This window comes from Stenotrophomonas sp. 63632_Sma, assembly GCF_056482875.1.
Genome location: NZ_CM151220.1, coordinates 2,408,524 through 2,434,173, shown reverse-complemented (window position 1 = coordinate 2,434,173; position 25,650 = coordinate 2,408,524). Strand labels below are relative to the sequence as shown.

The window sequence follows — 25,650 nt, the reverse complement described above, 5'->3', positions numbered from 1 at the left end:
GTTGTGCGTCCTGCTGTTACAGGCCCAGTGCCTTGGCTTTCAGGGCGTCATAGTCGCTCTGGGTGATCAGGCCCAGGTCCAGCATTTCCTTGGCCTTCTTCAGCTTGGCGACCGGGTCATCCGCGGCCGGAGTGACCGGCTGCTGCATGCCACCCACTCCGAACATGCCCGAGGCCATGCCGACGCCGACCAGGCCGGCCGCGCCGCCGTTCTCGCCGGCCGACTGGATGCCCTGGGCGACACTGGCCTGCAGGTTGGAATTGCCGCGCGAACCGGACAACGCATCGGCGCGCTGCACGGTCTTCAGCAGTTCGCGGGTATTGGCGTCGTATTCAATCGAGACGATAGCGGTCTTGACGATGGCCAGGCCACGGTCGGACTTCCACTGGTAACCCTGTTCGACCGCAGCCGACAGGCTCTGCGCGAAGCCCAGCGAGTCCTGCTGCAGCTTGGTGATGCGGTTGCCCTTGCTCGGGTCGTTGGTATACAGGCTGAAGGCCGGCGCCAGCGAACCGACCACTTCATTGAACAGCTGGCTGGCCGCGGCGTTGTCCAGATCGGTGAAGTCGAACACCTGTCCCGGCTGCAGGTAGCTGGCCGGTACGAAGTTCTTCACAAACAGGATCGGGTCGATGATCTTCAGCGTGTACGAACCACGCGTGACCGCGCCGACCTGGGTATTGAGGAAGCCGTCGTCCCAGTAGATTTCCGATTGGGTGCCGAAGCGGTTGTCCGGCAGTTCCTTCAGCGAGACAAAGTAGGCCGCCTGCTGCGAGCCGGGCTGGCCGCCGAACTTGAAGCGTTCCCAGCTCTGCTTGATGAAGGTGCTGACCAGGCCGTCACCGGCGAAGATCGACTGCGAGTTCAGATCGTCAGAGCGCCACTCGTAGCCGCCCGGTTCGGCGACGAACGCGGTGATCGCGCCGTCCTGGAACAGCAGCAGGCCATAGCCCTCCGGCACGATGATCTTCGAGCCGTTGGTGATGATGTTGGACGAGCCGCTGGTGTTGGAGCCGCGGCCGGCATTGGTGCCCTGCGGCACCGCCGCGAACAGCGCCGCCGTGGACGGCAGGCCCGCCGGCACGGTGTAGAAGTCCTTCCACTGGTCGGCCAGCACACCGCCAACCGCACCCTTCACCGCCTGTACCAGACCCATGACCAACTCCCTGTGATTCGAGGGCAGGCACCATGCCTGCCGAGCTGGACTGAATATAGCAGTGGCCGGGGGCGGCTGTGGTGCCGGTGGGTGAATGCCGTCTCTGCCTTCGACCGCTTGTGCCGCGAATGGCTCAGCAGGTCCGGGCAGTAGATTGATCTGGCGTCAGGGCGCCCCACCGGGACATAATCAGCCTGCCTCGAGCGAGGCAATATGAAATTCAGAGTATCAACGGACGAACAGGGGGATTCATGGATGTTATTCGCGTTCTGGTTGAAGAGCCTTCCGAAGGCAATGTAAGAAACGGCCTGGCGTCGATGCGTTCGGGCATGGCACGTGTGGTTGAAGTAGGTGCCATGGAAATGGATGATAGTGTCCGGAAGATGGCCGAACATTTCTCGAAGATGCTGGAGGACGGCTTTTTGGCCTCGACTTCAGTCGTTGTGGATGAAATCGAACTTTCGTTGGCCGTAACCGCAAGCGGCGGCGTTGAGTTGCTCGGGAAGTTCTCTGCTGGGACCCAGGCGGGGCTTAAGCTCAAGCTCAAGCGGAAGGGCTGATGAGATGAGTACTGAGGCCAGCAGTTTCATCGAGCGTCGGAAGCGGGAGCAGGATCATCCTCTAGGCAAAGTGCGCCCGGAGCTGATCGCGGAGATTGCCGAGGAACTGGAACTACCTGCGGCAACTGGCTTGCCAGATGCCGCCTGTCGGGTGCAGATGGTTCTTCAGGATCTGCGGCCCCTGCTTCCAGAGTCCATCATCAGCCGCCTTGACGATGGTCGGATCTCAGCTGCGGAAATCTACGAGTACAACCCAGCCATATACGTCCAAACGTTCCAGGACGGGAGTTACGGCATCGTGATGACATCAGCGCTCCCCGAGTATCTCTATCGGGTCGCAAGGCCTCTTTCCAGTGCGCTCATTCGCCTTGAAAGCAACCCTTCCAAGGGGCTTGAGCTCGACGAGTTAGCGCGCATCCTGGGCGAGATTGTCTGGTGGCAGTGCGAGGGTAGTTTCGGCCCTGACTACGAAATCTCAAAGCATCAGCGCGTCTATGCCAGCGAGCTCGCCATGCGTGCTCAGCGTTTTCTGGTTGCACATGAACTCGCGCATGTGATGTGCGACGTTGAGGATAAGCTGCGAGAGGCGCGGCCAGAAGCCGTCGGGCCCGTGGAGGAGGAGCTTGTTTGCGACTACATCGCGGTGCAGCTCTCGATGCACGCCAGTTCGGCGCGTGATGATGATCCGAATTTCCACATGCTCAACTATGCAGCTGCGGAGTTCGCGCTACAGTCGTGGTCCTTGCTGGAACGCTTGGGCGATCATGCGACTGATGCGGGCTCTCATCCTGCTCTCCCAGATCGGCTTGGGGCGATGCGACAGGCACTGCGCGATTGCTGTGAGGATGAAGCGACGTTCGAACAGATCGTATTGGTTGCAGATCTGATCGATCGTGCATTCGCCCGGGCTGCTGATCTGTTGCCAGACATCGAAGTGCGGTTCTCCGCCGACGCCGATGCATTCGCATGCGACATCCATGCACTTCTTGATGAGTGCTCGCTCGAAGACGTCCCTGACTACTCCCGATTCCGGGAAGAGATCAGGCCCATTCTTGGGCGTGGCTATCCAGTAAAGCTCGTCGAGGCGGTGCTGAGTCCGGTGATCGATGGGTTCTTCCTCGCAAACCGATCGGGATCGCCTGAATTCTCTGATGAAGAGATCAAACGGCGCTTTCGCCGGATGAAGCTCCTCTATAGTCTGCAGGGCAATTATTCAAAGGCGATGGACACACTTCTGGAGTGTGTATTCAGTCGATACCGATAATGAGGGCAGTGCAGCCGTCCCAGCCATGCCGATGACTGGCTGGGACGAGTTGTTCAAGTAGCTACAACATGTACGGAATCTTGAACGCCAACGTGAAGTCCGGCGCATCCGGGGTCAACCCGATACCCAGCAGCGTCACCAGCGTGGTGTGCTGGTTCAGCGCATAGGTCACGCCCAGGTTAAGTGATGCCGCATTGGCATCACTGCCGATTACCTTCATCCACTTGCCGCCCTGGAAGCGGGTGGAAGCGCGTGCGCTGATGCGGTCACTGAAGGACAGGCTCAGGCTGGTCCGCTCGTTGAATGCGAAGGCCACGCCTGCGCCGAAGTACACCGAGCCGCCCAGCTTCACATCGCCCGGGTTCACCGTGTCCGGATTACTGTCGATGTCGTTGAACCCGCGCGGGATGGAGTGCACGTAGCCGATGTTGGCAAACAGGATGGCCGGGTCGGCGGTCTTCACCATCGACAGGCCCAGGTTGGCCTGCCATACGCCGTTGCCAGTGGGTTGCTCGCGCGGCACGGCGAAGCGGATGTAGTCGTCGTCATCGCGCTCGATCACCTTCCAGTCCAGGCCGTAGGGTGCGCGCCCGGTGGGGGCGGTGACGCCGCCGGTAAGCACGGTCTCAGGGCGCCAGCCGCGTTCGCCGAACAACCGGTAGTTCGCACTGAGCCCGATATCACCCAGGCCGTTGCCGTTGGTCTCTTCCTGTGCAATGGCGGCCGCTGCTCCGCCGGCGCCGCCCTTCTGGTATACGGTGCGCCGAGCCAGGTAAGGCACGTCCAGGTTGAGCGTCAGGTTCGGGCTGACACCCCAGCGGGCCGCCACGTTGTAGGTCAGCGAGTCGGACTCCACGTTCTCGATGGCGATATTGCCGAGGAAAATGGCGTCCAGCGCGAGGAAGCCGTTGAGGGTGAGCTGCTTGCGGTCGTAGCGGGCGTAGGTGAGGCTGTTCTCGATGGTGAAGCGGCGGGAGAACAGGGCCGATTGCTGTTGCTTCACGTCGTCCACGCTGCGCCGCGACTCCTGCTTGGCCTGTTGCGCCTCGGCGGCGGTACTGGCGTAGCCCTCGCTGCTCGGAGGGACCGCGGCGGCGGCCGCCTGCGCCAATGGCGCGGCCGGTGGGGCTGTGACCGGGCCAACCCGCCCGCTCAAGCGCGCCTGCATGGCCTGGACCTGCATGTCCAGTTCGCGTAACCGCCGCACTTCCTGTGCGTAGTTGGCCTTCAGCTGTTCCAGCTGGTTGGCCAGGGCCTGCACGTCAGCGCCATCGTCGGACGTCGGCGGTGCGGCAAGGGCGGTGCCCGCCAGCGCCGCCAGCGCCAACGGGGTGATCCTCATCAGGGTGTGCATGTTGGTGTCCTGCGTTGTGGAGCGTTTCCCCCAATGCCAGGCCCTGTTACTGGCCTGGCCCCATGCCGCGGTTCAACGCAATCGCCTGGGCCACGTTCTGGCTCAACGGCAGGTTGCTGCCCACGGCGTTGCGCACCAGCTCCAGCCGCAGCTGGTTACTGGCGATCTGGCCGTCACCGGCGAGGGCGATACCCTGGCCGACGCTGCCATTGCGGATCCACTGCTGCACCAGCCCCTGGCCATCCACCTGCAGCAGCAGGCGTGCCTGGTTGCCTTCCAGCACGGCGGTCGCGCTGGCGCCGGCCTGCTGCGCGGTGACGTTGCCTGCGCCATCAGAGAGAACGGCTGGCACGCCACCCTCGCGGACGGTCAGCGTGGTGACGTTGCGCGCGACATTGCCATCGCCGGCCACCTGCACGCTCTGCACCAGGCCGCTGGCGTTGGCCAGGCCGCTGCTGTCGATGCTGCGTCCGTGGGTATCGGGCAGCGGCGCATCGGCTGCCGTGACATGCACGCTGGGCTGGAAACTCAGCTTCGGCGCGCCACCACCACGGAAGTCCATGCCCAGGGTGAGGCTGCCCTGCAGCGTCGCGCCGTTGCTGGCCTGCCACTGCGACACCATGGTGACCCCGAACCAGGCAACGTTGTTGCCACCCACGGTGTAGCGCCCCCGCATCAGGCTCAGTTCCGGGTCCGGAATTTCCTTCAGGCCGCGACCGGGAGCGCCCTCTGCCGCCTGCAGGGGCAGGGAAGGGAAGGCCAGCAGCAGAGCCATCATCATCGGTTGGCAGAACATGGTCGAACCTCCTTCAGAACAGGTCGGCGTGGCTGAAGCCGAAGTCGACCAGTTCGGCATCGGTTATCGGCCCTTGCCGCGCGTAGAGCGCGCGGGCGCTTGGCCGTTCGCTGGGTTGCAGAAGAGCGGTGTTGCGATCGAAGTCGCTGCCGATCACCACGAAGACCGCGCGCGATGGCCAGGCGGCCAAGAACTCCGGAAGGGCCAGGCTGCGGTTGCCCAGGATCGGGTCGGCCACTTCCACGATGCCGTTGCGCACCTGCTTGAGCACCACGAAATGGCGGAAACCGCGCACGTCCATCAACACCAGTCCTGGCACGCGAAGGGTGCGCAGTCGTGTTTCATCGATGCGGTAGCCCCGACCGCGCATGCCCAGCGATTCCACGTAGCGCTTGATGTCGAGCAGCGAGAAGCCGCGCTCGGCTACCAGAGCGGGATCGGAGACCCCCATCATTCCCTCGATCACCGTCGCCTCGTCGGTATCAAGGTGGTAGGCGTGGCGCAGGATGGTGGCCAGCGCGGCGGCCCCGCAGCTGTAATCGGTGTGCTGCCGCACCACGTTGCGGTAGCGCCGCTCCTGCATGCTCTCCACCTTCTGCTGCAGCAACGCGCCATTGGGCAATACGCCGCTGAAGCGCACCTCGCCCGCCCACGCGGAGGCGGTACCCAGCAGCAACAGCATCGCCAGCAGGCGCATCGAGAGGCGGCAACGGATCATCACGTTCTCCGGCAGCAGGGGGGAGCCCCTGTCCCAAGGGGGAGGAGGAACAGGGGCTCCCGGGACCCGGCCATTGGCGGACGGCCGGGGTGTTGCGCTTACTCGCCGCTGCCGCCACCGCCGCCGGTGCTGGGCTGGGCGACGGCCAGGGCCAGGCTGTTGGCCTGCAGGTTGCCGGTGCCCGCAGCAACGTTCACGCCGATGTTGCCGGAGGCGCCGGAGAAGGCACTGCCGGACAACGCCGAGGTGTTGGTGGCGTTGACGTTCACCCAGCGCGTGGTGCTGACCGTGCCGCTGAGGCTGGCGTACAGATCGGCCACGCCCAGTTCGACGAACTGGCTGGTGCCACTCTCACGCGTATCGAAGCCCAGGCCGCCCACTCCCGGCCGGTTGGGGTTCATCGTGGCGTTCTGGATCTGGTTGTCCAGGTCGATGTGGCCGGTGCTGTTGCCACCCGGGTGTGGCAGCTCGCCACTCCACGTATCCAGGTAGTAGTTGGCCATCTGGTAGGCGTTGCCGGTACCGCGGTAGGTGCCCGCGCCATAGGCCAGCGTCAGGCCGCTGACGCCGCCACGCATGCCGACCTGCACGGTATCCGTGTAGGACTGCACGAAGCCGGCATTGCTGACCGTGTTGCCGGTGGAGACCTGGTTGGAGCTGATGCTCGACTGCGCCACTGCGGTGGTCGCTACCGAGGCCGCAAGCGCGTTCTTCTGCTCGTTGTTGTTGCCCGAGGCGATGTTCACGCCGATGTTGCCCGAAGCACCACCGAAGGCGTTGCCGCCGAGACCTGCGGCGTTGGTGACCCCGGAGTTCATGGTGGCGTTGCCGAAGCCGGCCTGGTTGACGAACACCTCGGCGTCGGCCATGCCGAAGCTGAAGGACGCGTCGGCAGCGGACAGCGACGCGGCATTGTCCTGCGCGTTGTTGTCGCCGGACACCACGTTGAAGCCGAGATTGCCCGAGGCGCCGGCACCCACGCTGTCACCGATGGAAGCACTGTTGGTGACCAGGCTGTTGCTGGTGACGTTGTTGCTGATCGACTGGCGGTTGTCGATCACGGCAATGGCCGCCGAGTCGAGGTCGATGTCGCCGGTGATGTTCGGGTCACCGGAGAAATTGATGTCGGTGCTCAGCCGCAGGTCCTTCTCCAGGTTCACGTCGACGCCGTGGTTGTTCTTTTCCTTGCGTTCGTCGGCCTGGATGTTGCTGTGTTTCTGCACATTGACATTGACGGTGCGGTTGCGTACGTCGTTGTCGGTGTGGTTGTGCGTGTCGTTACGGGTTTCGCTGACGGTGTGGTTGTGATTGATGTTCGCGTTGGCGTTCTGGTTGTCCCAGCCATTGGCCGCAGCGGCGGTCGAGGCAGTGGCAATCGCCATGGCGAGCATGGTCTGTTTGACGGTCGCTTTCATGGTGCCCTCTCTCTCATCAGGTGGTGCATCGGTTGGGTGGTTGTCACGGGCGGTCCTGCACGACCAGGCCCAATACGTTGGCCGTGTCGTTGCCGTTGCCCGCGATCTGATTGAGTTGCAGGACCCCGTCGAATCCCCGCAGTGCGGTGCTGGCTACACCTGCGCTGCGGGTGCCCGTCGCGACGCCGTGACCGGTGTCGTCCCGCCCCCCTGCCAACGCGGAACCCTCGGCGGCCAAGGCCGTATCGTCGGTTTCGCGTATGCCCTGTCGGGCCAGCGTCGCGCTGACGACGTTGAGCGTCGTGTTGGCGATGCCGCTGGCCTGGTTGATGGATGCGATGCCACTGGCACCGGCCAGTGCGTCACCGCCAATGAATGCAGTGGCCTGCAGCGGCCCGGACAGCACGCGGTTGCCCTGCTGCAGTTGCCGCGCATTGATCGCGACGTCGGCGCGATCACCCTTGGCGATACCCCGTAGGTTGGCCTGCACGTTGAGGTCGCCGGCGGCCTGGTTCACGGCGATGGCGCCATTTGTTCCGGCAAGTGCGTGGCCGTCGATGCGGGCCACGTCGAGATAGGCGAGCATGCCGCTGTAGTCATCGGCCCGGGTCGCCCAGGGCGCGGCAGCGAGCAGCAGAAGCAACCCGTGCAGCGGCTTCATTTTCCACCTGCCGGGGCCGTGCCCTGCAGCGGGAACTGGGCCAGTGCGCCGCGCACGGTATCGGCGATACCGCGGGTGCTGCTGCCGACCGCACCGAGCGGCCCACTCATGGCACCCCCCAGATTGCTGCCGACCATGCCGTCGCCACTGCGGCCCAGCGTGCCGCCCAGGGCCTGCTGGGTGACCCGTTCAACGGTGGTGCCACCCGGAGCCCCGATGGACGCAGCCTGGCCGGCGCCCATGCCGGCATAGTCCTCATCGCTCAACTCGTCCATGCCGGTTGTTGTGCCGCCGGCACCCAATGCGGTGGCGATCTCGCGCTGCGGCTTCGGGTCGGCAATCAGCGCCATGCCCAGCGGTGCCATGCGATATGCCGGGCGCGCGGATACATCCCGCAGCAGGACGATCTCGCCCGGTTGTGCCTTCACGCCTTGACGGGCGCCGGATGCGGATGCGCCCGCGCCAACCGACAGCAGGGCCACTGCCAGTGCTGCGGCCAGGCCGCGAATCAGGGTGGAGCCGTCCATGCCGATCTCCCGCGATGGGTGCGGCGGAACCACGCATCAACCGTGCCAACTCCGAAGTGCCCACCGGCCAATGTCGGCACCGTGCCGCACCTGACCGGGCTGCTGCCACGCTGTTACAGGCACGTCGTGGAATTGTTGGGATTTCGAAGCCCCAGGCACCGCAGGGCAAGGGCGGCGGGCGACTGTCGCATCCGTGTTACAGGTGGCGTCGCGGTCTGCAACGGTGCCGCTTCAGCCAGGAATTTCTTGACGCACTGCTCATTGCGCCGCCGTTTAGGGAAGCGCTAGGATCCGCCCAACAAAGGCCGCCCCGGTGGCCGTAGAGGTCCCGGCGGGGGGCGGCACGCCGGTGATTGCCTGACAGTCCGCCGACGGTGTCCGGATGCTGGGGGAAGCATGGCAGCGGTCCCGGAGGCTTCAACGTCACGTTGCGTGCTCTGGTTTGGCGAGCCGTTGGCGAACGAGCGCAGTGCGCTGGCGGCAGCAGGCTGGTATGTGCGCAGCATCCGTCCCGATCCCGCCATGGCGATTGGCCTGCGCGGGCGCGATCGCTTGCTCGCCGTGCTCGATCTGCGCCACCTCGATGCGGTCGCGCTGCAGCTGCTGGTACCGTGGATCGAGCAGCACCGGCATCTACCCTGGCTGGCGGTACTGCCACCGGGTGCCGGACCTGCTTCAGCGGCCTGGCTGCCGTTGCTGCAGCGATGCCGTGCCCGCTTCACGCTGCCGTTCGGCCTGCAGGATCTGGTCTGCGCAATGCGCCAGCAGTTCGACGCGGATGATCCGCCTGTCGACGCAACCTGCAGCAGGCAGGGACCGCACGCATTGATTGGCGAAAGCGCTGCGCTGCATGCGGTGCGCACGGTGCTGCACAAGTTCGCGCCGGTGGAGCTGCCGGTGCTGGTCACCGGCGAAACCGGTACAGGCAAGGAACTGGCCGCACATGCGCTGCATGCGTTGTCGGGGCGTGCTGGCAGGCCTTTCATTGCGGTGAACTGTGGTGCGATTCCGGCCAACCTGGTGCAGTCAGAGCTGTTCGGCCACGAACGTGGCTCGTTCACCGGTGCCGACAAGCGGCAGATCGGCGTGTTCGAATCCGCGCACGGCGGCACGGTGTTTCTGGACGAAGTCGGTGACCTGCCGTCGGAGGCACAGACCAGCCTGTTGCGTGTACTGCAGGAAGGCACCTTCGAGCGCGTCGGCAGCAGCCAGCCGTTGCGGGCGGATGTGAGAGTGCTGGCTGCCACCCACGTGGAACTGGAACACGCGGTGGCGCAGGGCCGGTTCCGCAGCGATCTCTACTACCGTCTGAACGTGCTGCGCCTGCTCATGCCACCATTGCGTGAGCGCGGTGCCGATGTGCAGCTGCTGGCCGAACACTTCCTGCGCTGTTTCCGGCAGCGCCACAGCGTGCGTGCACGCGGCTTTGCGCCGGCCGCACTGCAGGCCATGCGGCGTTTCGAATGGCCCGGCAACGTACGCGAACTGCTGAACCGTGTGCAGCGTGCAGCGATCATGGCCGAGGGCGAGCTGATCAGCGAGCGTGACCTGGAGCTGGGCGCATCGGTGGCGGTCCTGCCTGGGGCGATGCTGCACGATGCGCGGGGGCAGGCCGAGCGCGATGTGCTGCTGCAGACCCTGCGCCAGACCGGCTACAACGTTTCCGAGTGCGCGCGGCAGATGCAGATCTCGCGGGTGACGGTGTATCGCCTGTGCCGCAAGCACCGGTTGGAGCTGCCTGCGCAGCGCTGATCAGCCGGCCGCCAGGTGCTTGAACAGGCGCAACGGCTTGCCCGTGACGCGCTCGATCACGCCCTTGGCTTCCAGGTCCAGCTGCACGGCCTTCAACCACCAGCCGGCGGTGGCGCCTGCCGGGAACAGGGCGGTGGGCAGGTGCGGCAGCAGCGCCTGCTTGGCCTGCGCAACGGTCAACCCTGGCGGTTGCGCAGGCAGGGTCTGCAGCAAGGCATGGCGCATGGCGAGATACTTGGCACGATCCACGCGCTGGATGTGCCCGGGCGTGGTGATGCTCTCGATCTCGATCCGCTCGGGCTCAGACATGGCTATCTCCAGCGACTTCGATGCGTGGGCTGCGGAAGCCCATGGCGATCCACGCCTTCATCAACCGTGCATGGAACCGCAGCGACCGGGTCTGCAGGTTCGGCACATCGTCCGGAAGGACAGACGCATCAGGAAGATCACTGACCATCGTCCGCATCTCCACGGCGGGTCTTGCCGATGCGGGCCACAGCAGGCCATACAGGCTCAGCCAATGGCCGCCACTGAACTCCAGGAACAGCGGCGTATTGCAGCAGCCCGCCAGGACGCGGCGGCTGCCGCCCCTGCTGGACAAGCGCAACGCGCGCAGCATGGCATGTCCGGCATCGATGCTGACGCGATCCTTGCGGTGCATTACGAAGAGCGTCTGGCCGTGCGGGCCCAGGACGTCCGGTGCTCGGGGCATCGACTGCAGCATGGCGCCGGCCTTGCGGCAGCTGTCGCAGCAGCATTCGACGGTGGCAATGGGTTGGCCCGTGGCGGTCAGGTGCACCTGGCCGCAGGCGCAGGCAAGGGACTGGTGTGAGGCCATCTGCGTTTTCTCCTGGGGTTTCATCCTCTCGACGAACCGGGGCGCCGAAAATCGACACCATCTGCCTTCAAGGGCGCATCATCCGAAAGCGGATGCGGTACAGGTCCAACCCTGCACCGTCCGCGCGCCGCGCCGAATAGGTCAAGGTGTCGGGTTGCGAGCCATCCAGCATCGCGCCGTAGCTGTCGCCGGAGGCCTCGTTCAAGGGGGAGGGCAATGCAAGGCCCGCGTCATAACGGCCTCCACGCTCGTAGGCAATGAACTGGCGTACCGGTGCACTGCCGAAGTCCAGGGCGCGGGCAAACACCAGCGTCCGGCCGTCGCCCAGGAAGGTGGCATCGAACTCCTGCGCTGCGGTATTGAGGTCTCCCGGCAGCGGCCGTGCCGGCTGCGCCATGCCACGGACCATCGCTGCGACGTAGAGGTCATGGCCACCCGCACCGCCTGCGCGATCGCTGGAGAACAGCAGCGTGGCTGCGTCGGGCGAGAGCATCGGCGCGAATTCATCGGCCGCGCTGTTCACTGCCGGGCCAAGATTGACCGGCTCCCCGAATCGACCGTCGCTCCCCATGCTGACCCGGTACAGATCGTCGCCGCCCTGGCCGCCTGCGCGATCCGAACAGAAATACACCACGCGGCCATCGGCGGAAAAGGCGGGATCGAACTCACGTCCCGGCGTGTTGAACGGCACCGGCGTCGCCGGCCGCCAGCGCTGCCCGTTGTGGCGCGAAACCCATATGTCATACCCGCCCGGACCGCCGGGCCGGTTGCGGCTGAACCACAGTGCGGTCTTTCCGTCCGGGCTCAAGGTCAGTCGAATCTCGTCGTACTGCGTGGATGCAATGCCCGGAGCAAAGCGCTCGGCCGGGCCGACGATCTGCAGCACCCTGGATGGAGACGCGCAAGGCGACGCAGACACCAGCAGCATCACGGCCAGCAGCGCCTTCATGCCTGCCGCTCGAAGTCGCTGACCCAGTTGGTTTCCCAGCTGCGTCCGCCATCGGTCGAGGCCGCCTGTTCCCAGCGCGCCGAACGCGGGGTAATGCGTGACCAGATCACCCGCGTCTGGATTGCTCGTCCGTCGTGCTGGTCTTCGCCGAAGAAGCGACCGACACCGGCCTCGAAACGGCCGAGCAGTGGCGCGCCGATCCGGGTCGGTTCCCGGCCATCCAGCCACCAGCTCAGCCAGTGCCGCTCAGCCGCATTCCAGGCGCGGATGCCCATGCCGCGCAGCGGCGCTCCTGGCACGTCCATCAGATTGTCACCTACGTTGCCGAATCCTCCCAGTACCGGCCAGTTGTGCAGGGTGCCGTTGAACGCGTCCCACGCATCGCTGCCTGCCAGTCGGGCGCGCAGGCGACGATGGCGCACGTTCCAATGGCCCACCAGAAAATCAAAATCGCCCGGTGCATCCGGCAGCTTCGGAAGCGGCGAGGGGGCCGCAGCCGTGCGGCGGAACCAGTTGCGCCAGTTCACCTCCCAGTGCGCACCGGCGTCGTCGGAGAATGCCTGTTCCCACCACGGCTCCTCGCCGTGGATGGCGTGCCACCGGAACCACACGTCGATGGGGCGTCCGTCGATCCGGTCGGTGCCGCGAAAGTCGCCGGCATCGCCCTTGAAACCGCCGCGTACGGGGGCTTCGATATGGGCAGGATTGCGGCCATCGATCCACCAGATCGACCACGTGGAAGACACCGGATCAAAGGCACGCACGCCCAGGCCCCTGTAGGGACCCGAAGGCAGTGCCATGACGTTGTCATCGATGGTGCCGAGCCCGCCCAGGGTGAGCCAGACCGCGCTGGCGCCCGTGAAGGACTCCCAGCGGGTATCGCCCACCAGCCGCTCCTTCAGGCGTTGGTGCCGGACCAGCCAGTTGCCCTGCAACCATTTCCAGTCTTCGCTGTGACTGGCCAGGGCCCATCCGGAGGGCAGGGCGGTGGACGCGGCCGTGGCGGCCAGGGTGACCAGGAACTGCCGTCGATCCATATGCGTGATCCCCTACCGAAGGTGCCCCCATCGTTGCGGGTTCGAAGGGGATTGACCACGCAGATATCGGGGCTCAGGCTAAGTCACACTTATGGTCACCCAACGCCAGCTGCCATCGCTTGCCGCCATCCGCGCCTTCGAGGCGGCGGCGCGGCTGGGCAGCTTCGCGCGTGCCGCCGAGGAGCTCGACACCACTGCGGCATCGGTGAGCTATCACGTGCGGCGGCTGGAGGCCCAGACCGGTACCTGCCTGTTCCTGCGGCACGCACAGCACGTGGAACTGACGGTGGTGGGTGCCAGCGTCGCGCAGGAAGCCACCCGGGCATTCGACGCACTACGCGCCAGCTTCATGCGCGCCGCTGGCATGGATGCGGCGCGACTGCGCCTGTCCGTACTGCCAACGCTGGGCACCAGTTGGTTGACGCCGCGGCTGGGTACGTTCCGCGCCCGCCATGGGCAGCTCCTGCTGGAACTGGACCTGTCGGCAGAGCCGCAGGATCTGGCCGCCGGCCACTTCGATGCCGCCATCCGCAACGGGCATGGCGAGTGGCCTGGGCTGCAGGCCACGCCCTTGTTCCCCAGCGTTTTCATGCCGTTGTGTGCGCCGGCGCTGCTGCCGGCGGCCCGTGGGCTGGGCAGCACCGCGCTGGAGATTCCCCTGCTCGGTCGCCCGGATTGGTGGGCCCTGTGGTTCGCCGCGCACGGGCACCTTCCACCGCCGGCACCAGGGAGTCTGGTCACGCCCTTCGCCGTCGAGCATCTGGATGTCGGTGCCGCGATCGCAGGGCAGGGCATCGCCATCGGCTCGCCGATCCTGTTCCAGGCCGAGCTGGAGAGCGGGCGCCTGGTGCAGGCGCATCCGGGTGTCGCCAGCGACGGTCGCAGCTTCTGGTTCGTGGCGCCCTCGGCGCGGAGTGGGAGCGCCAAGGTCATCGCATTCCGTGACTGGGTGGTCGAACAGGCCGCCGAGGCACGGCACGCAGCACGCCATCATCTGGCCCAAGCGGTGACGCCGTGAACCAGAGCCCCGAACTGCTGCGACGCCTGCTGCGTGCCAAGGACCGGATGGACCGGGCCAGCCATGAGGAATGGCCAGTCACACGCCTGGCCGAGGTCAGTGCGGTGTCGCCGGCGCACTTCGCCCGCTCGTTCAAGCAGGCATTCGGGCTGCCGCCGCACCGGTATCTTCTCAGCCGGCGCATCGAACGGGCCGTGGCGATGTTGCGTGACACCGACCTGCCGGTCACCGAAATCGCCCTGCAGACCGGGTGGAGCAGCCTGGGCACCTTTGGCCGCATCTTCCGTGACATCACCGGTGACAGCCCGGGCAATGTGCGTGAGCGTGAGCGTGAGCGTGCAGGCCAGGCGGCGTCGGCCAGCGTGCCGGAATGCCACGCACGTGCCGCACAGCGACCGAACCTGAAGATCGCAGTTTTGGAGAAGCGTCGCCGCGAGGCGGTTGCTAACGTGGACCCCACCTGAGGGAGGTCCCATGACGAACACTGTGAACACGGTCGGCCTGTATGTGCGCGACCAGGATGAGGCGCTCGCGTTCTATGTCGGCAAGCTCGGCTTCGAAGTGCATACCGATGTACGCAACGGCAGCTACCGCTGGCTGACGGTACGCAGCCCGGGCCAGGACGGTTTCCAGCTGGGCCTGTTCGTGCCTGGCCCGCCCACCCACGATGCGGCCACCGCGCTTTCGCTGCAGCAGCTGGTGGCCAAGGGCGCAATGCCGCCGCTGGTGCTGGCCGTGGATGACTGCCAGGCGCGCTACACGCAATGGCTGGCGCTGGGCGTGGAATTCACCCAGGAGCCGATCGAGCGCTATGGCGCCGTGGACGCCGGATTCCGCGATCCATCAGGCAATGGCTGGAAGATGATCGAAGCCCGCTCCGAGACGAGGCGCCGGCAATGAGCCGCGGTGGCTGGGCACGGCCCGTGCACCGTTGGACCTCGATTGTGTTCACCCTGGCGGTGATCGCCAACTTCGCCGTTCGCGGGCTGGGGCAGGGCGAACCTGCAGCGTGGATCACCTATTCGCCGCTGCCGCCGCTGTTCCTGCAACTGTTCACCGGCCTGTACCTGTTCGCGCTGCACTACGCCGGAAGGCGCCGCAGCGCCGCATTCGTCGCTGCGGGCTGAGGCAAGGTCAGGCGACCGCGTCGACCGCATGGGCGGCAAGCAGGGCGGGTAGGTCTTCCATGCGCTGGAAGATCACCTGTGCACCCGCTGCACGCAGGGCCTCCGGCGTACTGTGGTGCGGACCGCCTTCACTGAAGCCGAACACGGTTGCGCCAGCGGCCACACCGGCCGTTGCACCGGTAACAGTGTCCTCGATCACCGCGCAACGCTTCGGGTCCACGCCCAGCGCAGCGGCGGCGGCCAGATAGACATCCGGATGCGGCTTGGTGTGCGGCATGTCCTGGCCGCTGAACACGTGGGCCCCGAAGGCATCAAGGATGCCGACCTTGCCCAGCTGCAGCTTCACCTTGTGCAGGTCGGCACCGGAAGCGCAGGCGATCCGCCCGCCGGTGGCCGCAGCGATCGCGCGCACGGCCTCGGGTGCCCCCTGGATCGCTTCAAGGTCACGTTCCAGTGCCTGGTTGCGCTGCCGGCGGAACTCCTCCAGCCATTCCTCGGTGAATGGCTTGCCGGTGCGCTCTGCGATCAGCCCTGCCAGATGGGCCACGGACTGGCCGAGGAAGACTTCACCCGCCTGCGCCGGGGTCAGCGGCCAGCCGCGTGCGGTCAGCATTTCCGAAAGCACGCGGGCGACCAGCGGCTCGGAATCAACGAGTACGCCATCGCAGTCGAACAGCACGGCATCGAAGGGGAAACGGGACATCTACAGCTCCAAGGGGCAATGCGGTGGTGCAATTGCCCGCCATTTTCCCATAGCCATCCTTGCGTGGCACCCGGAGCGGGTGCCATCCATTCCCGGCAGGCCGATCAGCCCAGATCACAGCCCGCCGGCTGCGGCCAGGTGGTGGCCGGCAGCATGTTCTTCAGCGAAGCGGGCGCGTTGATCGCCACATAGCTGGCGCCCAGCAGCTCCTCCAGGTCGGCGATGGTCACCAGGTAGTTGTCCAGGCTGCCCAGGTTCGCTTCATTCGGGATGATCCAGCTGATCGCCTTGGCGGTGCCGGTGTTCGGATCGCGGGTGATGATCGTCTTCCAGAAGAACTCCGGGGTCGGAATGCCGTGGCTGGCAAGGAAGTAATCGTTGGACGCGTCGCCGTAGACCACGCCGCCGTAGACATCCACCGGCGCGATGTCGCGGTAGCACTCGGCCACGTTTTCGGCCTTCACCCAGACGCCCTGATTGAAGCTGGAAACCTGCGGAACGATATTGGACATGTAGTTGGCGCGACGGATGTAGGTCGCGTTGTAGTCCATGTGGTTGGAGGTCACCAGATGGCCGCGGTCATAGCCGCTGCGGATGCTGGCATACGCAGCGGTGCTGTTCTGGCCGAGGCAGCCGGCCGGCAGGTCCGGGTCTTTGTAGAAGCTGGACGGGCGCGCGGCCGAACCGGTGTCTGCGGTCAGGGTGTATTCGTAGCGGGTGGCGCTGTGGATGCTGCAGTCGTAGGTGAGCACGAAGCCGCCCTTGTTGAGGGTGACGACCTGGGCCTGGGCAGCGCCGGCGAAGGCGCTGAGGACAAACGCGAAGAAGAAGGTTGCAAGGCGCATTGCGGTTCTCCAGCAGAAGTTCAGGGCGCAGCCGTCCGCCACGACCAGGCCGGGGCGAAGTCATGTGGAGACGTTGCGGAGTCGGGTGCTGCGGATTGCGGTAGGGCCTGACCGCATGGGTGGGGCCGTGCAGGCCCTGCGGTGTCGTAAGCGTCACAAGCTGTCGGCTTTCGGTCAATGACGAAAAGGCGAAGCTGTGACCGCCCGCAAGCACTGGAGATGTGTCAGATCAGGAAGCGGAGACTGAAACGAGCGCATGCTACTGCAGACGCGCCTCGCAACGTGCAGGCTGTCCCCTTCCCCCGCCGGATTTGAGCCATCACCAATCTGGGATTGATGTCGCATTTCTATTCAGGTGGTCAGGCTAAGCTGCGGCTGGGGAAGTCGGGCTGCCAGCACCGATGGGCCGCGCAAAGCGGGCCAGGTGCATACAGGGAAGGAGCTTGGACATATGCGCAGTTCGAAGGCCGCGTCGTACGCAGCGTCGGTGGCCGCCATCTTGGGTGGCTTTGGCCTGATCCCCTTCAGCGTCTCTCACCCAAGGGCGGCATCAGGCCGAGTGCTCGGTCCCATCCGGCCGATAACATCGTCGGGTCGAGCTCCATTGAGCCTCTGTCGACGATGCGAATCCGCTCATTGGACAACCTGCGAAACCCTATCTTCGCAAATGTCCATGAGTGCAAATGCACTCATCCGCATCGTGTTGGTCGACGAGCCGCGTTGACATATCCAATCACCTTCATTGCGTGAAGTTCGGCCCAACAGCACGGGCGCGATGATGATGTTCCACGTTTCGAGAAAAGAGGAGCGGACGATGCACAAGCAACGCTGGAGGAAGATGCGTGGGCTGGTGGGATTGCTTCTGACGACACTGGGCTTTTCGGTGTCTGCCAAATCCGGCGATATCGATCCAACGATCTACTCCTATTCGCGCGCCTATGGCGTGACAGAAAGGGAAGCGGCCCAGCGACAAACGGCTACGATGAGGGCGGGGCAGCTCGAAAGACAGTTACAGGCCCTGCATCCTGAGACGTTTGCGGGTCTTTACATCGAGCATGTGCCTGACTTCCGCGTAGTGGTGAAACTCACTTCCACGCCGGTACAGACCCTGCGAAGTTTCACGACGGATTCACGCTATACAGCTGTGATCGCCCCTCAATCAATGGAGATGATGCACGCGGTGCAAGACGAAGGAGACGCACAGTTGCGCTCCGCAGGCATCGAGTTTATGTCGGGCATCGACATCAAGCGATCCATGGTCACATTCCACGTCAAGGATGTTGACAGAGCAACCCGTGCAATGTGGCGTCTACTACGCGCAGTTGACTTCGTCGAGCTATTGCCCACCACCGGTTTTGTGGAGACCACCACTATTTCCGGAGGGCACCGGATCAATGGGTCTTCCCAACGCTGCACCACTGGCTTCAACGTCTTTGATGCCGATAACGATCTTGGCATTACAACTGCCGGTCACTGCGACAACGTGGCAACCTACGTTGGCCTTTCTTCACCACTTGTATTCCAGTCCGAGAACAATCAAGGGGACTACGATGTACAGTGGCACAAAGAGCCGAGTTCGGGCGCACGCCATGCTCAGAAGAATCAGATCGAGCTGGTTGCCGGGCCGACTCCGACACTGGACATTACCAGCACCCTGCCATCCACTTTTCTTCCAGTGGGCGCGTCAGTCTGCAAGAGCGGATATGCCGGCAGCTACATGTGCGGCACGATCATCGACAAGAATTCGCACTCGAACCATAATAATGCGATCGGCAATTACATCCGCGCCACTAGCACGACAGGTGATGCGATGTCAGTAGGAGGCGACAGCGGTGGCCCGGTGTTCGTAGGGAACGCAGCGGTCGGCATCATCCACGGGCGCGGCGACACGGGAACGGCTTACAGGAATGATCTGTTCTACATGCCCATCGAGCGCATCTCGTCCCTGGGTCTGACCGTACTCACCGAATCGTTCGATATCGAGAAAATCGACGAAGTGTCAGGGCGCTATGCATCGAACATTCCCGTGGAGATCGACTTTCGGGGTAAACCCAAGTTTCCGCTGACGCTCTCCATCACCTCTGTCAACTGCCTTCCGTCGCAGCCATGCGGAACGTGGTCCTTCGACTTCCCTGAGAAGACCCAGACGCCATTTGTGTACGCCTGGTCCTGTGCGCTCATCGAAGGACTCTGGTGGGATAGCCCACCCATTACCGCCATCCTGCAGAGCTCGCTCAAGGATGCGTCCGGTCTGGAAACTTCAGCGGTGGAACACAAGGTCAATTGCTCTGTCTTCTGATGTTGGCATTCGCTTCGTCCACTCAACTGGAAGGGCCTGTTGAAAGTCGCCGTTGCGCCGCCGTGTCTCACCGCCACTGATGGGGAATGAGGCATGTTGACGTCCATCCATCCTTAAGTGAGAAGGAGCGTCACAGTCTCGATCCGCGTGAAGCCGCGATTCGTCATGCTGCGTCGCAAGGTGCCACCCACCATTCGCACTGGTACGGTCCAACCCGTTGCACCACCACCGACGGGGACAGACGACGATGCGCAAGGTATTGCTGCTGTTGATCCTGCTGACCGGACTGGCGCCCACCGCCTGGGCCGCCACGGTCAAGACCACCCACCGGACCATTCCCAGCTGGGATGGAACGCCTCTCGGGGCCTTCGTCATCGAACCGCAGGACGCGGGCAGCGGGCGCTATCCACTGCTGGTGATGCCCAGCAGCTGGGCGGTACCGAGCGTGGAGTATGTGGGGGTGGCGCAGTCGCTGGCGCGGCGCGGCTATGTGGTGATCAGCTACAGTTCGCGGGGTTTCTGGGAGTCCGGCGGCAGCATCGACATCGCAGGGCCAGCCACGGTCGAAGATGTCAGCGCCCTGATTGATTGGGCGCTGGACAACACCCGCGCCGATCCGGCCCGGATCGGTGTTTCGGGCATCTCCTACGGCGCAGGCACCAGCCTGCTGGCGGCGGCGCGCGATCCACGCATCAAGGCCGTGGCGGCGCTGAGTGGCTGGGCCGATCTGCAGGCCTCGCTGTACAGCAACGACACCCCCAGCGCGCAGGGCATCGCCTTGCTGGTGGCAGCCGGCCTGGCCACCGGCCGCCCGGGACCGGAACTGACGACCATCAATCGCAATGTACTGGTCGGCAACTACCAGGGCGCGGTGGATTCGCTGTTGCCGGTGGCGGCGCAGCGCAGCCCCGGGTCCAGCATCGATGAGATCAACGCCAACCAGCCAGCGGTGTTCCTCGCCAACGCCTTCAACGACAGCCTGTTCCCGCCGGGCCAGCTGGTCGATTTCTTCACCCGGTTGAAAGGCCCCAAGCAGTTGCAGCTGCGCCATGGCGATCATGCGCTCAACGAAGCCTTTGGCGCTCTGGGTGTTCCCAACGAGGTCTACGATTCGGTGGGCGACTGGTTCGACCATTACCTCAAGGGTGAAGCCAATGGCATCGATCGCCAGCCTGCAGTACAGCTGAAATCGCAGAAGGGCAGCTGGAGTACCTATCCGAACTGGGAGGCGACCAATGCCGGCGCTGTCAGCTATGCGCTGAGCGCACCCAAAGGACTTCTGCTGCCCACGGGCGGCCTGGTCGCGAGCGGCAGCAGCACCGGCTGGAGTTACCGGATCGGCAGCGGGCTGCTGACCGCCGCCAATTCCGGCGTGGCGATGGCCTCCGGTGCATTGCAGATGATCAACCTGCCGCTGGGCGCCTATGTGCCCTTCGTGGGCCGCAACGCCGCAGGTGTCTGGCAGGGGCCGATCCAGTGGAGTGCGCAGCGCCTGGATGGAACGCCGGAGGTACGCTTGACCGTCACGCCCAGCCGCGCCAACACCACGCTGTACGCCTACCTGTACGCCGAGGATGTGCTGGGCAACGGCCAGCTGATCAGCCACAAGCCCTATACGCTGCGTGGTGCCACGCCGGGGCAGGCGAAGACCATCGACCTGCGGTTGGAAGCCAGCAGCTGGAACCTTCCGGCCGGCAGCCGCCTGACCCTGGTGGTGGACAGCGTGGACCTGCGGTACGCGGGCATCAGCCAGCTGGGTGGCACGGTGACCTTCAGTTCACCGGCGAACGCGCCGTCGATGCTGAAGCTGCCGCTGCATTGATGGAAGGCCGCGCTCGTTGCGGCGGGCGCGGTACGCCAGGCTGGAAAACTGCGAGACTGGCGTTGTTCCGGCAAAGGGATGAATCCATGGTCATTGCAGGGCTGCTGCTCGGTGCGGTGCTTGCGGCGCCCACCGCGGAAGGCGCGCCGAGCGATTGGTCGGACACGCTGTTGAAGGATCTGGACGCTGCCGACGCCGCCATGCGCGGCAGCCATCCGGGCGCCGTGGATCTGCGGAATCCGGGTTTCGTTCCGCAGCTGGAGGCCGCCTCGGCGCTTGCCCGCTCGCGCGCGGCCAATGTCGACAGCTTCGCAGGCTACTGGTGGGCGATGAAGGGTTACGCAGCCTCCTTCAATGACGGTCACGTCAGCCTCAACGCGCTTGCCGACGCTCCCGATCTTCCAACGCAGTGGCCGGGGTTCCTGACCGGTTTCGACGGTGATGCGCAGGTGGTCATGACCGTGGACGGTGGTCCGGGCCATCCGCCGCTGGGGGCTCGATTGCTGTCCTGTGACGGCATCGATGCGCAGACACTGGCTGCGCGCCGGGTGGGTGACTTCAGCGGGCGCTGGAACCTGCAGGCCAGCCGCATCCAGGGTGGCGGCGAAGTGCTGCTGGAGCAGGGCAATCCGTTCGTGTCCACGCTGCGCAGCTGCGTTTTTCAGGTGGATGGACGCGAGAAGCCCTACGCGCTGCAGTGGCAGCCACTGCAGGCGGCACAGCGCAAGGCGCGCCTGGCCGATACCCGGCGCAGCTTCCGCCCGGCCAATGGCTGGCACACGATGCCAGGCGGTGGCTATTGGATCACCACCAGCAGCTTCAATGCCGACCCTACGGAGCAGAACTTCAAGGAACTGACCGCGCTGCTCGAGCAGCTTGCTCCAGAAGCCGCAGCACTGCAGCAGGCACCGTCGGTCGTGCTGGATGTGCGTGGCAACAGTGGCGGTGCTTCGCAATGGAGCATCGAACTGGCGCGATTGATCTGGGGCCGTGCCGCCGTGGACGCGCTGTCCGATCCCAGCTGGGTGGAGTGGCGGACCTCCGAGGCCAACATCGCCCAGTTGCGCGGCTTCCTGCAGAAGCTGGTGCAGGCGCCCGACGCGTCGCCAGAGCTGCGTCGCATGCTGGAATCGGTGACGACGGGCATGGCACGGGCACGCGGCCGGGGTGAGGCAGTGTGGCGCGAGCCATCCGAGGCCAGGGCAGATACAGCTGCAACCGCAGGCCCGGCCGCTCCGCTGCGCAGGGGCAGGGTGGTGATCGTGGCCGATGCCTCCTGCGGCTCGGCCTGCCTCGATGCACTGGATCTGTGGAAACGGCTGGGCGCGATGCAGGTCGGCGTCGAGACTTCGGCCGACAGCCTCTACATGGATGTCAGGCCGGAGCGGCTGCCGAGCGGCCTGGCCAGGATTTCCGTACCGATGAAGGTTTTCCGAGGCCGGGTGCGCGGTTCCAATGAACCGCATGTTCCGGATCGTCGCTTTGACGGCGACATGCGGGACACACGCGCACTGGAAGCGTGGCTGCTGGCGCTGTGAGGACGCACCTGCCCATGACGCGGGATTCCCACGTGCTGTTGCCGGACGCAACGCTGGGTCAGCGCAGGTCCGGTGGATTCATCGAAGCGTCGCGGACACAGGGATCACCGGCGTCCGGTGTCAGGCGCGCCTCGATGTCCGGTGGAAACTGCGGAATCCTGCTGGTCTGCATCACCACCCAGCGCATGATCGTGTGCAGGTAGTTGAGTGGCAGCATCGTGAGCCACATGAAACCCGGGAGCTGCGCGTCTTCGGCGAAGATTCGCTCCTTGCCGGACGCGAAGCTCTCGCGCTTGCCGTCCAGCGGCATGCAGCAGTGCACCGCGTCCACGACGGCTGCCGGTCCTTCTTCCATGTAGCGCCGCAGGAACTCCCAGTGGGCATGTGCGTTCTCGATGCGAGAGGTCGCGATGCAGAACGCGAACGTCTCCCGTACTGTGACGCCATCCGCGTCCAGGATCAGTCCGCGGACATCCCAGTTGTACCATCCGAAGGTTCCGGTTCCGCGGCCAAGCGTGAAATAGACCTGGTCCCAGGGCACGCTGAGGGTGGTGCCATCCAGCCGGAACACGTGTATCTGCCGGTGCTTGCGATCGAGCGCGATCGGATAGTAGGTCCAGCGGAACAGCTCGAGGCAAGCCACCCAGATGCTCGCTGCAGTGAAGGCGGCCAGCATCGCCATGCCGATGAATATCGCCTCCCACAGGCCATTTTCGTTGGGTAGCCTGTTCACGATCAGCAACCAGAGCAGCATCAGCACGCCGCCCAGCCCGAAGGCAATGCCGATCGCGCCCAGCAGGGCTGCAAAGCCACGCGCGGCGAACCAGCGATCCACCGAAACCAGGCCGTTCGAATTCATTTTCACCACGCACAGCTGTGCCAGCGGCACGACATCCAGCCGCTTCTTCTGCAGCAGGCGGTGCTCGCGATCAAACGCATTCAGTGGGCGGTTGTTGGGAAACTTGCGCGTGTATCCGGTGTAATCCATGGGCGATCCCTGCGCGATTCCGGCGCCCGTTGGATTCTAGCGGGATTCTCCCGGGGGGAGATCAGCGACGAACGTCGAACGGGTGGCTCTCCATCAGTGCCCGGACTTCAGCTTCGCGGGCAGGGCTGAAGTCGCCGGGAACAGCGTGCTTCAACGCGCCCGCGGCCAGTCCGAAGCGGACGGTGCTTTCTGCGTCCAGACCGGACAGCAATCCGTGCAGGACGCCGGCGGCAAAGGCATCGCCACCGCCGATGCGATCAACGATGCCGGGCAGCGGCCTCGGAGGGGCCTGCGCGCGGGTTCCATCGCGTCCCAGCAGCAGCGCACCGAGCACGTGATGGTCGGCGCTGATCACCTCGCGCTGGGTGCAGGCCAGCCACCGCAGGTGCGGGAACGCGGCAAAGGCAGCGGCGGCAGCGGCTTCGGTTCGGGCGACCGCGTCGTCCTGCGCGAAGTGCAGCCCCAGCACCAGTTCGATGTCCCGATGATCGGCAAAGGCAATGTCGGCCTCGGCGAACAGCTCGCGCAGGATCGCCGCTGCGTCGCCATCCCAGCGTCGCCACAGTGAGGGACGGTAATTGCCGTCGAAAGACACCTGCACACCGGCCGCGCGAGCCGCACGCACGGCACCCAGCACCGACTCGGCCACGTTGGCGCCCAGCGCCGGGCTGACGCCCGAGACATGCAGCAGGTGCGCGCCGGACAGCAGGGCGGGCCACGCATGATCCTCGGCGCTGCTGTTTGCGAATGCAGAACCGGCCCGGTCATACACCACTTCACTGGCGCGCTGCACCGCACCGGTCGCCAGGAAGTACAGGCCCATGCGGTCACCCTCCACTTCACGCACGCCGGCCACGCCCACGCCATGCCGCCGCAGCTCGGCCACGGCATGCCGGCCCAGCGCGTTACCGGGTACTGTGCTGACCATCTGCACATCGTGGCCCAGGCTGGCCAGCGAGACCGCCACATTGGCCTCGGCGCCTCCCACATGAACCTGCAGCTGCGGCGTCTGCAGCAGTAGTTCACGACCGGGTGCGCCCAGGCGCAGCAGCAACTCACCGAAACAAACGACGCGGCTCATCGGTTCTCTCTCACTCGGGGGTGGTGCAGCCCAGCATGCGCAGATCGATGGCATCGGCCATGCGCCGGTAGCCTTCGTCGTTGGGATGCAGATGGTCGCGGGTGATCTCGTTGGGCAACGATTCGGCTGCCTTCGGGTCACGCAGTGCGGCATCGAAATCGATGATGCCATCGAAGCCGCTGTTGCCGCCGCGTGCCCACTGGTTGATCGTGGTGCGGGTGGCGGCGGACACGGGCTCGTAGCGCTCGGAACCGCCGAACGGGGTCAACGTACCCAGCCAGGCGCGGATGCCGTGCGCATGCAGCCGCGCCGCAACCTGTTGATAGCCCAGCAGCATGTCCGCCGCATTGCGTCCAGGCAGCGGCTGCGCGCCACCGCCGTGGCGGATGTCATTGATGCCTTCGAACAGGATCACCTGATCGGCATCGGCCACCGCGATCACATCGCGATCCAATCGTGACAGCGCACTGTGGCTGCGGCCATGGTCAAGCAGCTTGTTGCCGCTGATGCCCTGGTTGAGTACCACGAACCGGTTCGGGCAGGCCTGCTGCAGGCGCTGCGCCAACCGCTCCGGCCACTGGTTGAAGGTGCCGCGACGTGCGGTGGCGCCTTCCGTGATGGAATCGCCCAGCGCCACGATTACCTGGGGACGATCATCACGCTGCACCATCACTGCCGAGAACACGTTCTGCTGGTAGCTCAGCCGCACGCTGTCGGCAACCGATGTCTGCCTGCCGTCCGCTACCCGCACTTCGGTGCGGCGCACGGCGGGATGGGTAGGCTGCGGGAAGTAGGCCGTTACGCTGATCTCCTGCAGCGCCGCCACCGGCATCGGTACCGGGTCGCTCAGCAGCGCGGCACCCACCGGCACCTCGATGACCGCGCGGCCATCCACCGTTGCCGGCAGCGGTGCGGCCTTGCCGTTCTTCACTCCCACACGCAGGTCCTCGACCCGCAAGGGCGCCGTGCCGAGCTCGTTGCTGATGCGCAGCCGCAGCGCATCGCCACGGCTGCCGATACGCATGTCCTGGCGCACGGTCTGTGCGGCGAACTGTACCGGCGCATCGGACGTTCCGTCCTTGCGGTCGGGCGCGGGCGCGGCCGTCCAGGCAGTGACCCACACGGGTGCGGCCCACACAGCGGGCGCCGTCATGGCGGAGCAGAGCGTCAATGAAAACAGAAGTGTCCAGCGCTGCATGGGC

At 65.2% G+C, this 25,650-nt stretch carries 26 protein-coding genes; 10 read left to right on the top strand and 16 right to left on the bottom strand.

The genetic code is table 11. The features are described 5' to 3' along the window. Positions 1–16: 16 nt before the first annotated feature. Positions 17–1,156, bottom strand: a complete 1,140-nt coding sequence (locus ACZK45_RS11340) for an SPFH domain-containing protein (protein ID WP_478444657.1) — start codon at positions 1,154–1,156, stop codon at positions 17–19. Between the two features lie 251 nt (positions 1,157–1,407). Between ACZK45_RS11340 and ACZK45_RS11335 the strand changes: the two genes are divergently transcribed. Together ACZK45_RS11335 and ACZK45_RS11330 are read left to right on the top strand one after the other, a co-directional pair. Continuing rightward, positions 1,408–1,716 carry a Pepco domain-containing protein gene (locus tag ACZK45_RS11335; protein WP_152906899.1) on the top strand — a complete coding sequence of 103 codons (309 nt, stop codon included), beginning with the start codon at positions 1,408–1,410 and terminating at the stop codon, positions 1,714–1,716. 4 nt (positions 1,717–1,720) lie between these two features. Then, positions 1,721–2,980, top strand: a complete 1,260-nt coding sequence (locus tag ACZK45_RS11330; RefSeq protein ID WP_478444656.1) for a hypothetical protein — start codon at positions 1,721–1,723, stop codon at positions 2,978–2,980. A gap of 61 nt (positions 2,981–3,041) precedes the next feature. Here ACZK45_RS11330 and ACZK45_RS11325 read toward each other — a convergent pair whose 3' ends face one another. From ACZK45_RS11325 to ACZK45_RS11300, 6 genes are all read right to left on the bottom strand, one after another. Beyond that, complete coding sequence (locus tag ACZK45_RS11325) at positions 3,042–4,334, bottom strand: transporter (protein ID WP_478444655.1); 1,293 nt, start codon at positions 4,332–4,334, stop codon at positions 3,042–3,044. A gap of 46 nt (positions 4,335–4,380) precedes the next feature. Further along, a complete protein-coding gene (locus tag ACZK45_RS11320) occupies positions 4,381–5,130 on the bottom strand; it encodes a hypothetical protein (protein WP_478444654.1) in 750 nt (249 codons plus the stop codon). A 13-nt stretch (positions 5,131–5,143) separates the two neighbouring features. Beyond that, positions 5,144–5,848, bottom strand: a complete 705-nt coding sequence (locus tag ACZK45_RS11315) for a C39 family peptidase (protein ID WP_032127221.1) — start codon at positions 5,846–5,848, stop codon at positions 5,144–5,146. A 98-nt stretch (positions 5,849–5,946) separates the two neighbouring features. Further along, a complete protein-coding gene (locus ACZK45_RS11310; protein ID WP_125894785.1) occupies positions 5,947–7,263 on the bottom strand; it encodes an adhesin in 1,317 nt (438 codons plus the stop codon). 43 nt (positions 7,264–7,306) lie between these two features. Further along, positions 7,307–7,924, bottom strand: coding sequence for a hypothetical protein (locus tag ACZK45_RS11305; RefSeq protein WP_125894783.1), 618 nt, complete (start codon positions 7,922–7,924; stop codon positions 7,307–7,309). After that, positions 7,921–8,451, bottom strand: a complete 531-nt coding sequence (locus tag ACZK45_RS11300) for a hypothetical protein (protein ID WP_478444653.1) — start codon at positions 8,449–8,451, stop codon at positions 7,921–7,923. The genes ACZK45_RS11305 and ACZK45_RS11300 overlap by 4 nt, the downstream gene beginning before the upstream one ends. A gap of 396 nt (positions 8,452–8,847) precedes the next feature. Here ACZK45_RS11300 and ACZK45_RS11295 point away from each other — a divergent pair, with 396 nt between their 5' ends. Continuing rightward, on the top strand, positions 8,848–10,203 hold the full coding sequence (locus tag ACZK45_RS11295) for a sigma-54 interaction domain-containing protein (protein ID WP_478444652.1): 1,356 nt from the start codon (positions 8,848–8,850) through the stop codon (positions 10,201–10,203). Here ACZK45_RS11295 and ACZK45_RS11290 read toward each other — a convergent pair whose 3' ends face one another. The 4 genes from ACZK45_RS11290 to ACZK45_RS11275 form a co-directional block, all read right to left on the bottom strand. Then, complete coding sequence (locus tag ACZK45_RS11290; protein ID WP_329913425.1) at positions 10,204–10,512, bottom strand: DUF6958 family protein; 309 nt, start codon at positions 10,510–10,512, stop codon at positions 10,204–10,206. It lies immediately after the preceding gene. Then, the gene (locus tag ACZK45_RS11285; protein WP_478444651.1) at positions 10,505–11,041 is read right to left on the bottom strand and encodes a GFA family protein; all 537 of its coding nucleotides are present in this window, start codon (positions 11,039–11,041) and stop codon (positions 10,505–10,507) included. Before ACZK45_RS11285 ends, ACZK45_RS11290 begins: the two co-directional genes overlap by 8 nt. A gap of 67 nt (positions 11,042–11,108) precedes the next feature. Then, positions 11,109–11,990, bottom strand: a complete 882-nt coding sequence (locus ACZK45_RS11280) for a TolB family protein (protein ID WP_478444650.1) — start codon at positions 11,988–11,990, stop codon at positions 11,109–11,111. Next, a complete protein-coding gene (locus tag ACZK45_RS11275; protein ID WP_478444649.1) occupies positions 11,987–13,027 on the bottom strand; it encodes a hypothetical protein in 1,041 nt (346 codons plus the stop codon). The genes ACZK45_RS11280 and ACZK45_RS11275 overlap by 4 nt, the downstream gene beginning before the upstream one ends. Positions 13,028–13,118: 91 nt before the next feature. Between ACZK45_RS11275 and ACZK45_RS11270 the strand changes: the two genes are divergently transcribed. From ACZK45_RS11270 to ACZK45_RS11255, 4 genes are read left to right on the top strand one after another with little or no spacing between them, the layout of a single operon-like run. Further along, positions 13,119–14,045, top strand: coding sequence for a LysR substrate-binding domain-containing protein (locus tag ACZK45_RS11270; RefSeq protein ID WP_478444648.1), 927 nt, complete (start codon positions 13,119–13,121; stop codon positions 14,043–14,045). Beyond that, entirely contained in the window at positions 14,042–14,509 is a 468-nt protein-coding gene (locus tag ACZK45_RS11265) for a helix-turn-helix domain-containing protein (RefSeq protein WP_478444647.1), read from the top strand. The genes ACZK45_RS11270 and ACZK45_RS11265 overlap by 4 nt, the downstream gene beginning before the upstream one ends. 10 nt (positions 14,510–14,519) lie before the next feature. Next, positions 14,520–14,945 (top strand): VOC family protein, encoded by a 426-nt coding sequence (locus tag ACZK45_RS11260; protein ID WP_071228312.1) that lies wholly within the window; start codon positions 14,520–14,522, stop codon positions 14,943–14,945. Beyond that, positions 14,942–15,172, top strand: a complete 231-nt coding sequence (locus ACZK45_RS11255; RefSeq protein ID WP_478444646.1) for a hypothetical protein — start codon at positions 14,942–14,944, stop codon at positions 15,170–15,172. The genes ACZK45_RS11260 and ACZK45_RS11255 overlap by 4 nt, the downstream gene beginning before the upstream one ends. A gap of 7 nt (positions 15,173–15,179) precedes the next feature. Here the strand turns inward: ACZK45_RS11255 and ACZK45_RS11250 are convergent, their stop codons facing one another. Next, the gene (locus ACZK45_RS11250; protein WP_478444645.1) at positions 15,180–15,875 is read right to left on the bottom strand and encodes an HAD family hydrolase; all 696 of its coding nucleotides are present in this window, start codon (positions 15,873–15,875) and stop codon (positions 15,180–15,182) included. A gap of 104 nt (positions 15,876–15,979) precedes the next feature. Beyond that, positions 15,980–16,720 carry a DNA/RNA non-specific endonuclease gene (locus ACZK45_RS11245; RefSeq protein ID WP_478444644.1) on the bottom strand — a complete coding sequence of 247 codons (741 nt, stop codon included), beginning with the start codon at positions 16,718–16,720 and terminating at the stop codon, positions 15,980–15,982. An 814-nt stretch (positions 16,721–17,534) separates the two neighbouring features. Here ACZK45_RS11245 and ACZK45_RS11240 point away from each other — a divergent pair. The 3 genes from ACZK45_RS11240 to ACZK45_RS11230 all read left to right on the top strand — a co-directional run bounded on the left by ACZK45_RS11240 (position 17,535) and on the right by ACZK45_RS11230 (position 22,379). Next, positions 17,535–19,019, top strand: a complete 1,485-nt coding sequence (locus tag ACZK45_RS11240; RefSeq protein ID WP_478444643.1) for a S1 family peptidase — start codon at positions 17,535–17,537, stop codon at positions 19,017–19,019. A 247-nt stretch (positions 19,020–19,266) separates the two neighbouring features. Next, positions 19,267–20,841 carry an alpha/beta fold hydrolase gene (locus ACZK45_RS11235; RefSeq protein WP_478444642.1) on the top strand — a complete coding sequence of 525 codons (1,575 nt, stop codon included), beginning with the start codon at positions 19,267–19,269 and terminating at the stop codon, positions 20,839–20,841. Positions 20,842–20,927: 86 nt separating this feature from the next. Beyond that, positions 20,928–22,379: a S41 family peptidase gene (locus ACZK45_RS11230; protein WP_478444641.1), complete on the top strand. Its 1,452-nt coding sequence runs from the start codon at positions 20,928–20,930 to the stop codon at positions 22,377–22,379. Positions 22,380–22,437: 58 nt separating this feature from the next. Here ACZK45_RS11230 and ACZK45_RS11225 read toward each other — a convergent pair whose 3' ends face one another. From ACZK45_RS11225 to ACZK45_RS11215, 3 genes are all read right to left on the bottom strand, one after another. Next, on the bottom strand, positions 22,438–23,367 hold the full coding sequence (locus ACZK45_RS11225; RefSeq protein WP_125893106.1) for a DUF6708 domain-containing protein: 930 nt from the start codon (positions 23,365–23,367) through the stop codon (positions 22,438–22,440). Between the two features lie 61 nt (positions 23,368–23,428). Continuing rightward, the gene (locus ACZK45_RS11220; protein ID WP_125893108.1) at positions 23,429–24,448 is read right to left on the bottom strand and encodes a sugar kinase; all 1,020 of its coding nucleotides are present in this window, start codon (positions 24,446–24,448) and stop codon (positions 23,429–23,431) included. A gap of 10 nt (positions 24,449–24,458) precedes the next feature. Beyond that, on the bottom strand, positions 24,459–25,646 hold the full coding sequence (locus tag ACZK45_RS11215) for a GDSL-type esterase/lipase family protein (protein ID WP_478444640.1): 1,188 nt from the start codon (positions 25,644–25,646) through the stop codon (positions 24,459–24,461). Positions 25,647–25,650 lie beyond the last annotated feature (4 nt).

Bases quoted from the DNA above. Each gene is read 5' to 3' on its own strand.
- ACZK45_RS11235 (WP_478444642.1), top strand. From the start codon at position 19,267: ATGCGCAAGGTATTGCTGCTGTTGATCCTGCTGACCGGACTGGCGCCC.
- ACZK45_RS11215 (WP_478444640.1), bottom strand. From the start codon at position 25,646: ATGCAGCGCTGGACACTTCTGTTTTCATTGACGCTCTGCTCCGCCATG.
- ACZK45_RS11300 (WP_478444653.1), bottom strand. From the start codon at position 8,451: ATGGACGGCTCCACCCTGATTCGCGGCCTGGCCGCAGCACTGGCAGTG.
- ACZK45_RS11320 (WP_478444654.1), bottom strand. From the start codon at position 5,130: ATGTTCTGCCAACCGATGATGATGGCTCTGCTGCTGGCCTTCCCTTCC.
- ACZK45_RS11240 (WP_478444643.1), top strand. From the start codon at position 17,535: ATGCACAAGCAACGCTGGAGGAAGATGCGTGGGCTGGTGGGATTGCTT.
- ACZK45_RS11260 (WP_071228312.1), top strand. From the start codon at position 14,520: ATGACGAACACTGTGAACACGGTCGGCCTGTATGTGCGCGACCAGGAT.
- ACZK45_RS11310 (WP_125894785.1), bottom strand. From the start codon at position 7,263: ATGAAAGCGACCGTCAAACAGACCATGCTCGCCATGGCGATTGCCACT.
- ACZK45_RS11335 (WP_152906899.1), top strand. From the start codon at position 1,408: ATGGATGTTATTCGCGTTCTGGTTGAAGAGCCTTCCGAAGGCAATGTA.
- ACZK45_RS11285 (WP_478444651.1), bottom strand. From the start codon at position 11,041: ATGGCCTCACACCAGTCCCTTGCCTGCGCCTGCGGCCAGGTGCACCTG.
- ACZK45_RS11340 (WP_478444657.1), bottom strand. From the start codon at position 1,156: ATGGGTCTGGTACAGGCGGTGAAGGGTGCGGTTGGCGGTGTGCTGGCC.
- ACZK45_RS11305 (WP_125894783.1), bottom strand. From the start codon at position 7,924: ATGAAGCCGCTGCACGGGTTGCTTCTGCTGCTCGCTGCCGCGCCCTGG.
- ACZK45_RS11270 (WP_478444648.1), top strand. From the start codon at position 13,119: ATGGTCACCCAACGCCAGCTGCCATCGCTTGCCGCCATCCGCGCCTTC.
- ACZK45_RS11220 (WP_125893108.1), bottom strand. From the start codon at position 24,448: ATGAGCCGCGTCGTTTGTTTCGGTGAGTTGCTGCTGCGCCTGGGCGCA.
- ACZK45_RS11280 (WP_478444650.1), bottom strand. From the start codon at position 11,990: ATGAAGGCGCTGCTGGCCGTGATGCTGCTGGTGTCTGCGTCGCCTTGC.
- ACZK45_RS11230 (WP_478444641.1), top strand. From the start codon at position 20,928: ATGGTCATTGCAGGGCTGCTGCTCGGTGCGGTGCTTGCGGCGCCCACC.
- ACZK45_RS11295 (WP_478444652.1), top strand. From the start codon at position 8,848: ATGGCAGCGGTCCCGGAGGCTTCAACGTCACGTTGCGTGCTCTGGTTT.
- ACZK45_RS11315 (WP_032127221.1), bottom strand. From the start codon at position 5,848: ATGATCCGTTGCCGCCTCTCGATGCGCCTGCTGGCGATGCTGTTGCTG.
- ACZK45_RS11330 (WP_478444656.1), top strand. From the start codon at position 1,721: ATGAGTACTGAGGCCAGCAGTTTCATCGAGCGTCGGAAGCGGGAGCAG.
- ACZK45_RS11225 (WP_125893106.1), bottom strand. From the start codon at position 23,367: ATGGATTACACCGGATACACGCGCAAGTTTCCCAACAACCGCCCACTG.
- ACZK45_RS11290 (WP_329913425.1), bottom strand. From the start codon at position 10,512: ATGTCTGAGCCCGAGCGGATCGAGATCGAGAGCATCACCACGCCCGGG.
- ACZK45_RS11245 (WP_478444644.1), bottom strand. From the start codon at position 16,720: ATGCGCCTTGCAACCTTCTTCTTCGCGTTTGTCCTCAGCGCCTTCGCC.
- ACZK45_RS11255 (WP_478444646.1), top strand. From the start codon at position 14,942: ATGAGCCGCGGTGGCTGGGCACGGCCCGTGCACCGTTGGACCTCGATT.
- ACZK45_RS11275 (WP_478444649.1), bottom strand. From the start codon at position 13,027: ATGGATCGACGGCAGTTCCTGGTCACCCTGGCCGCCACGGCCGCGTCC.
- ACZK45_RS11250 (WP_478444645.1), bottom strand. From the start codon at position 15,875: ATGTCCCGTTTCCCCTTCGATGCCGTGCTGTTCGACTGCGATGGCGTA.
- ACZK45_RS11325 (WP_478444655.1), bottom strand. From the start codon at position 4,334: ATGCACACCCTGATGAGGATCACCCCGTTGGCGCTGGCGGCGCTGGCG.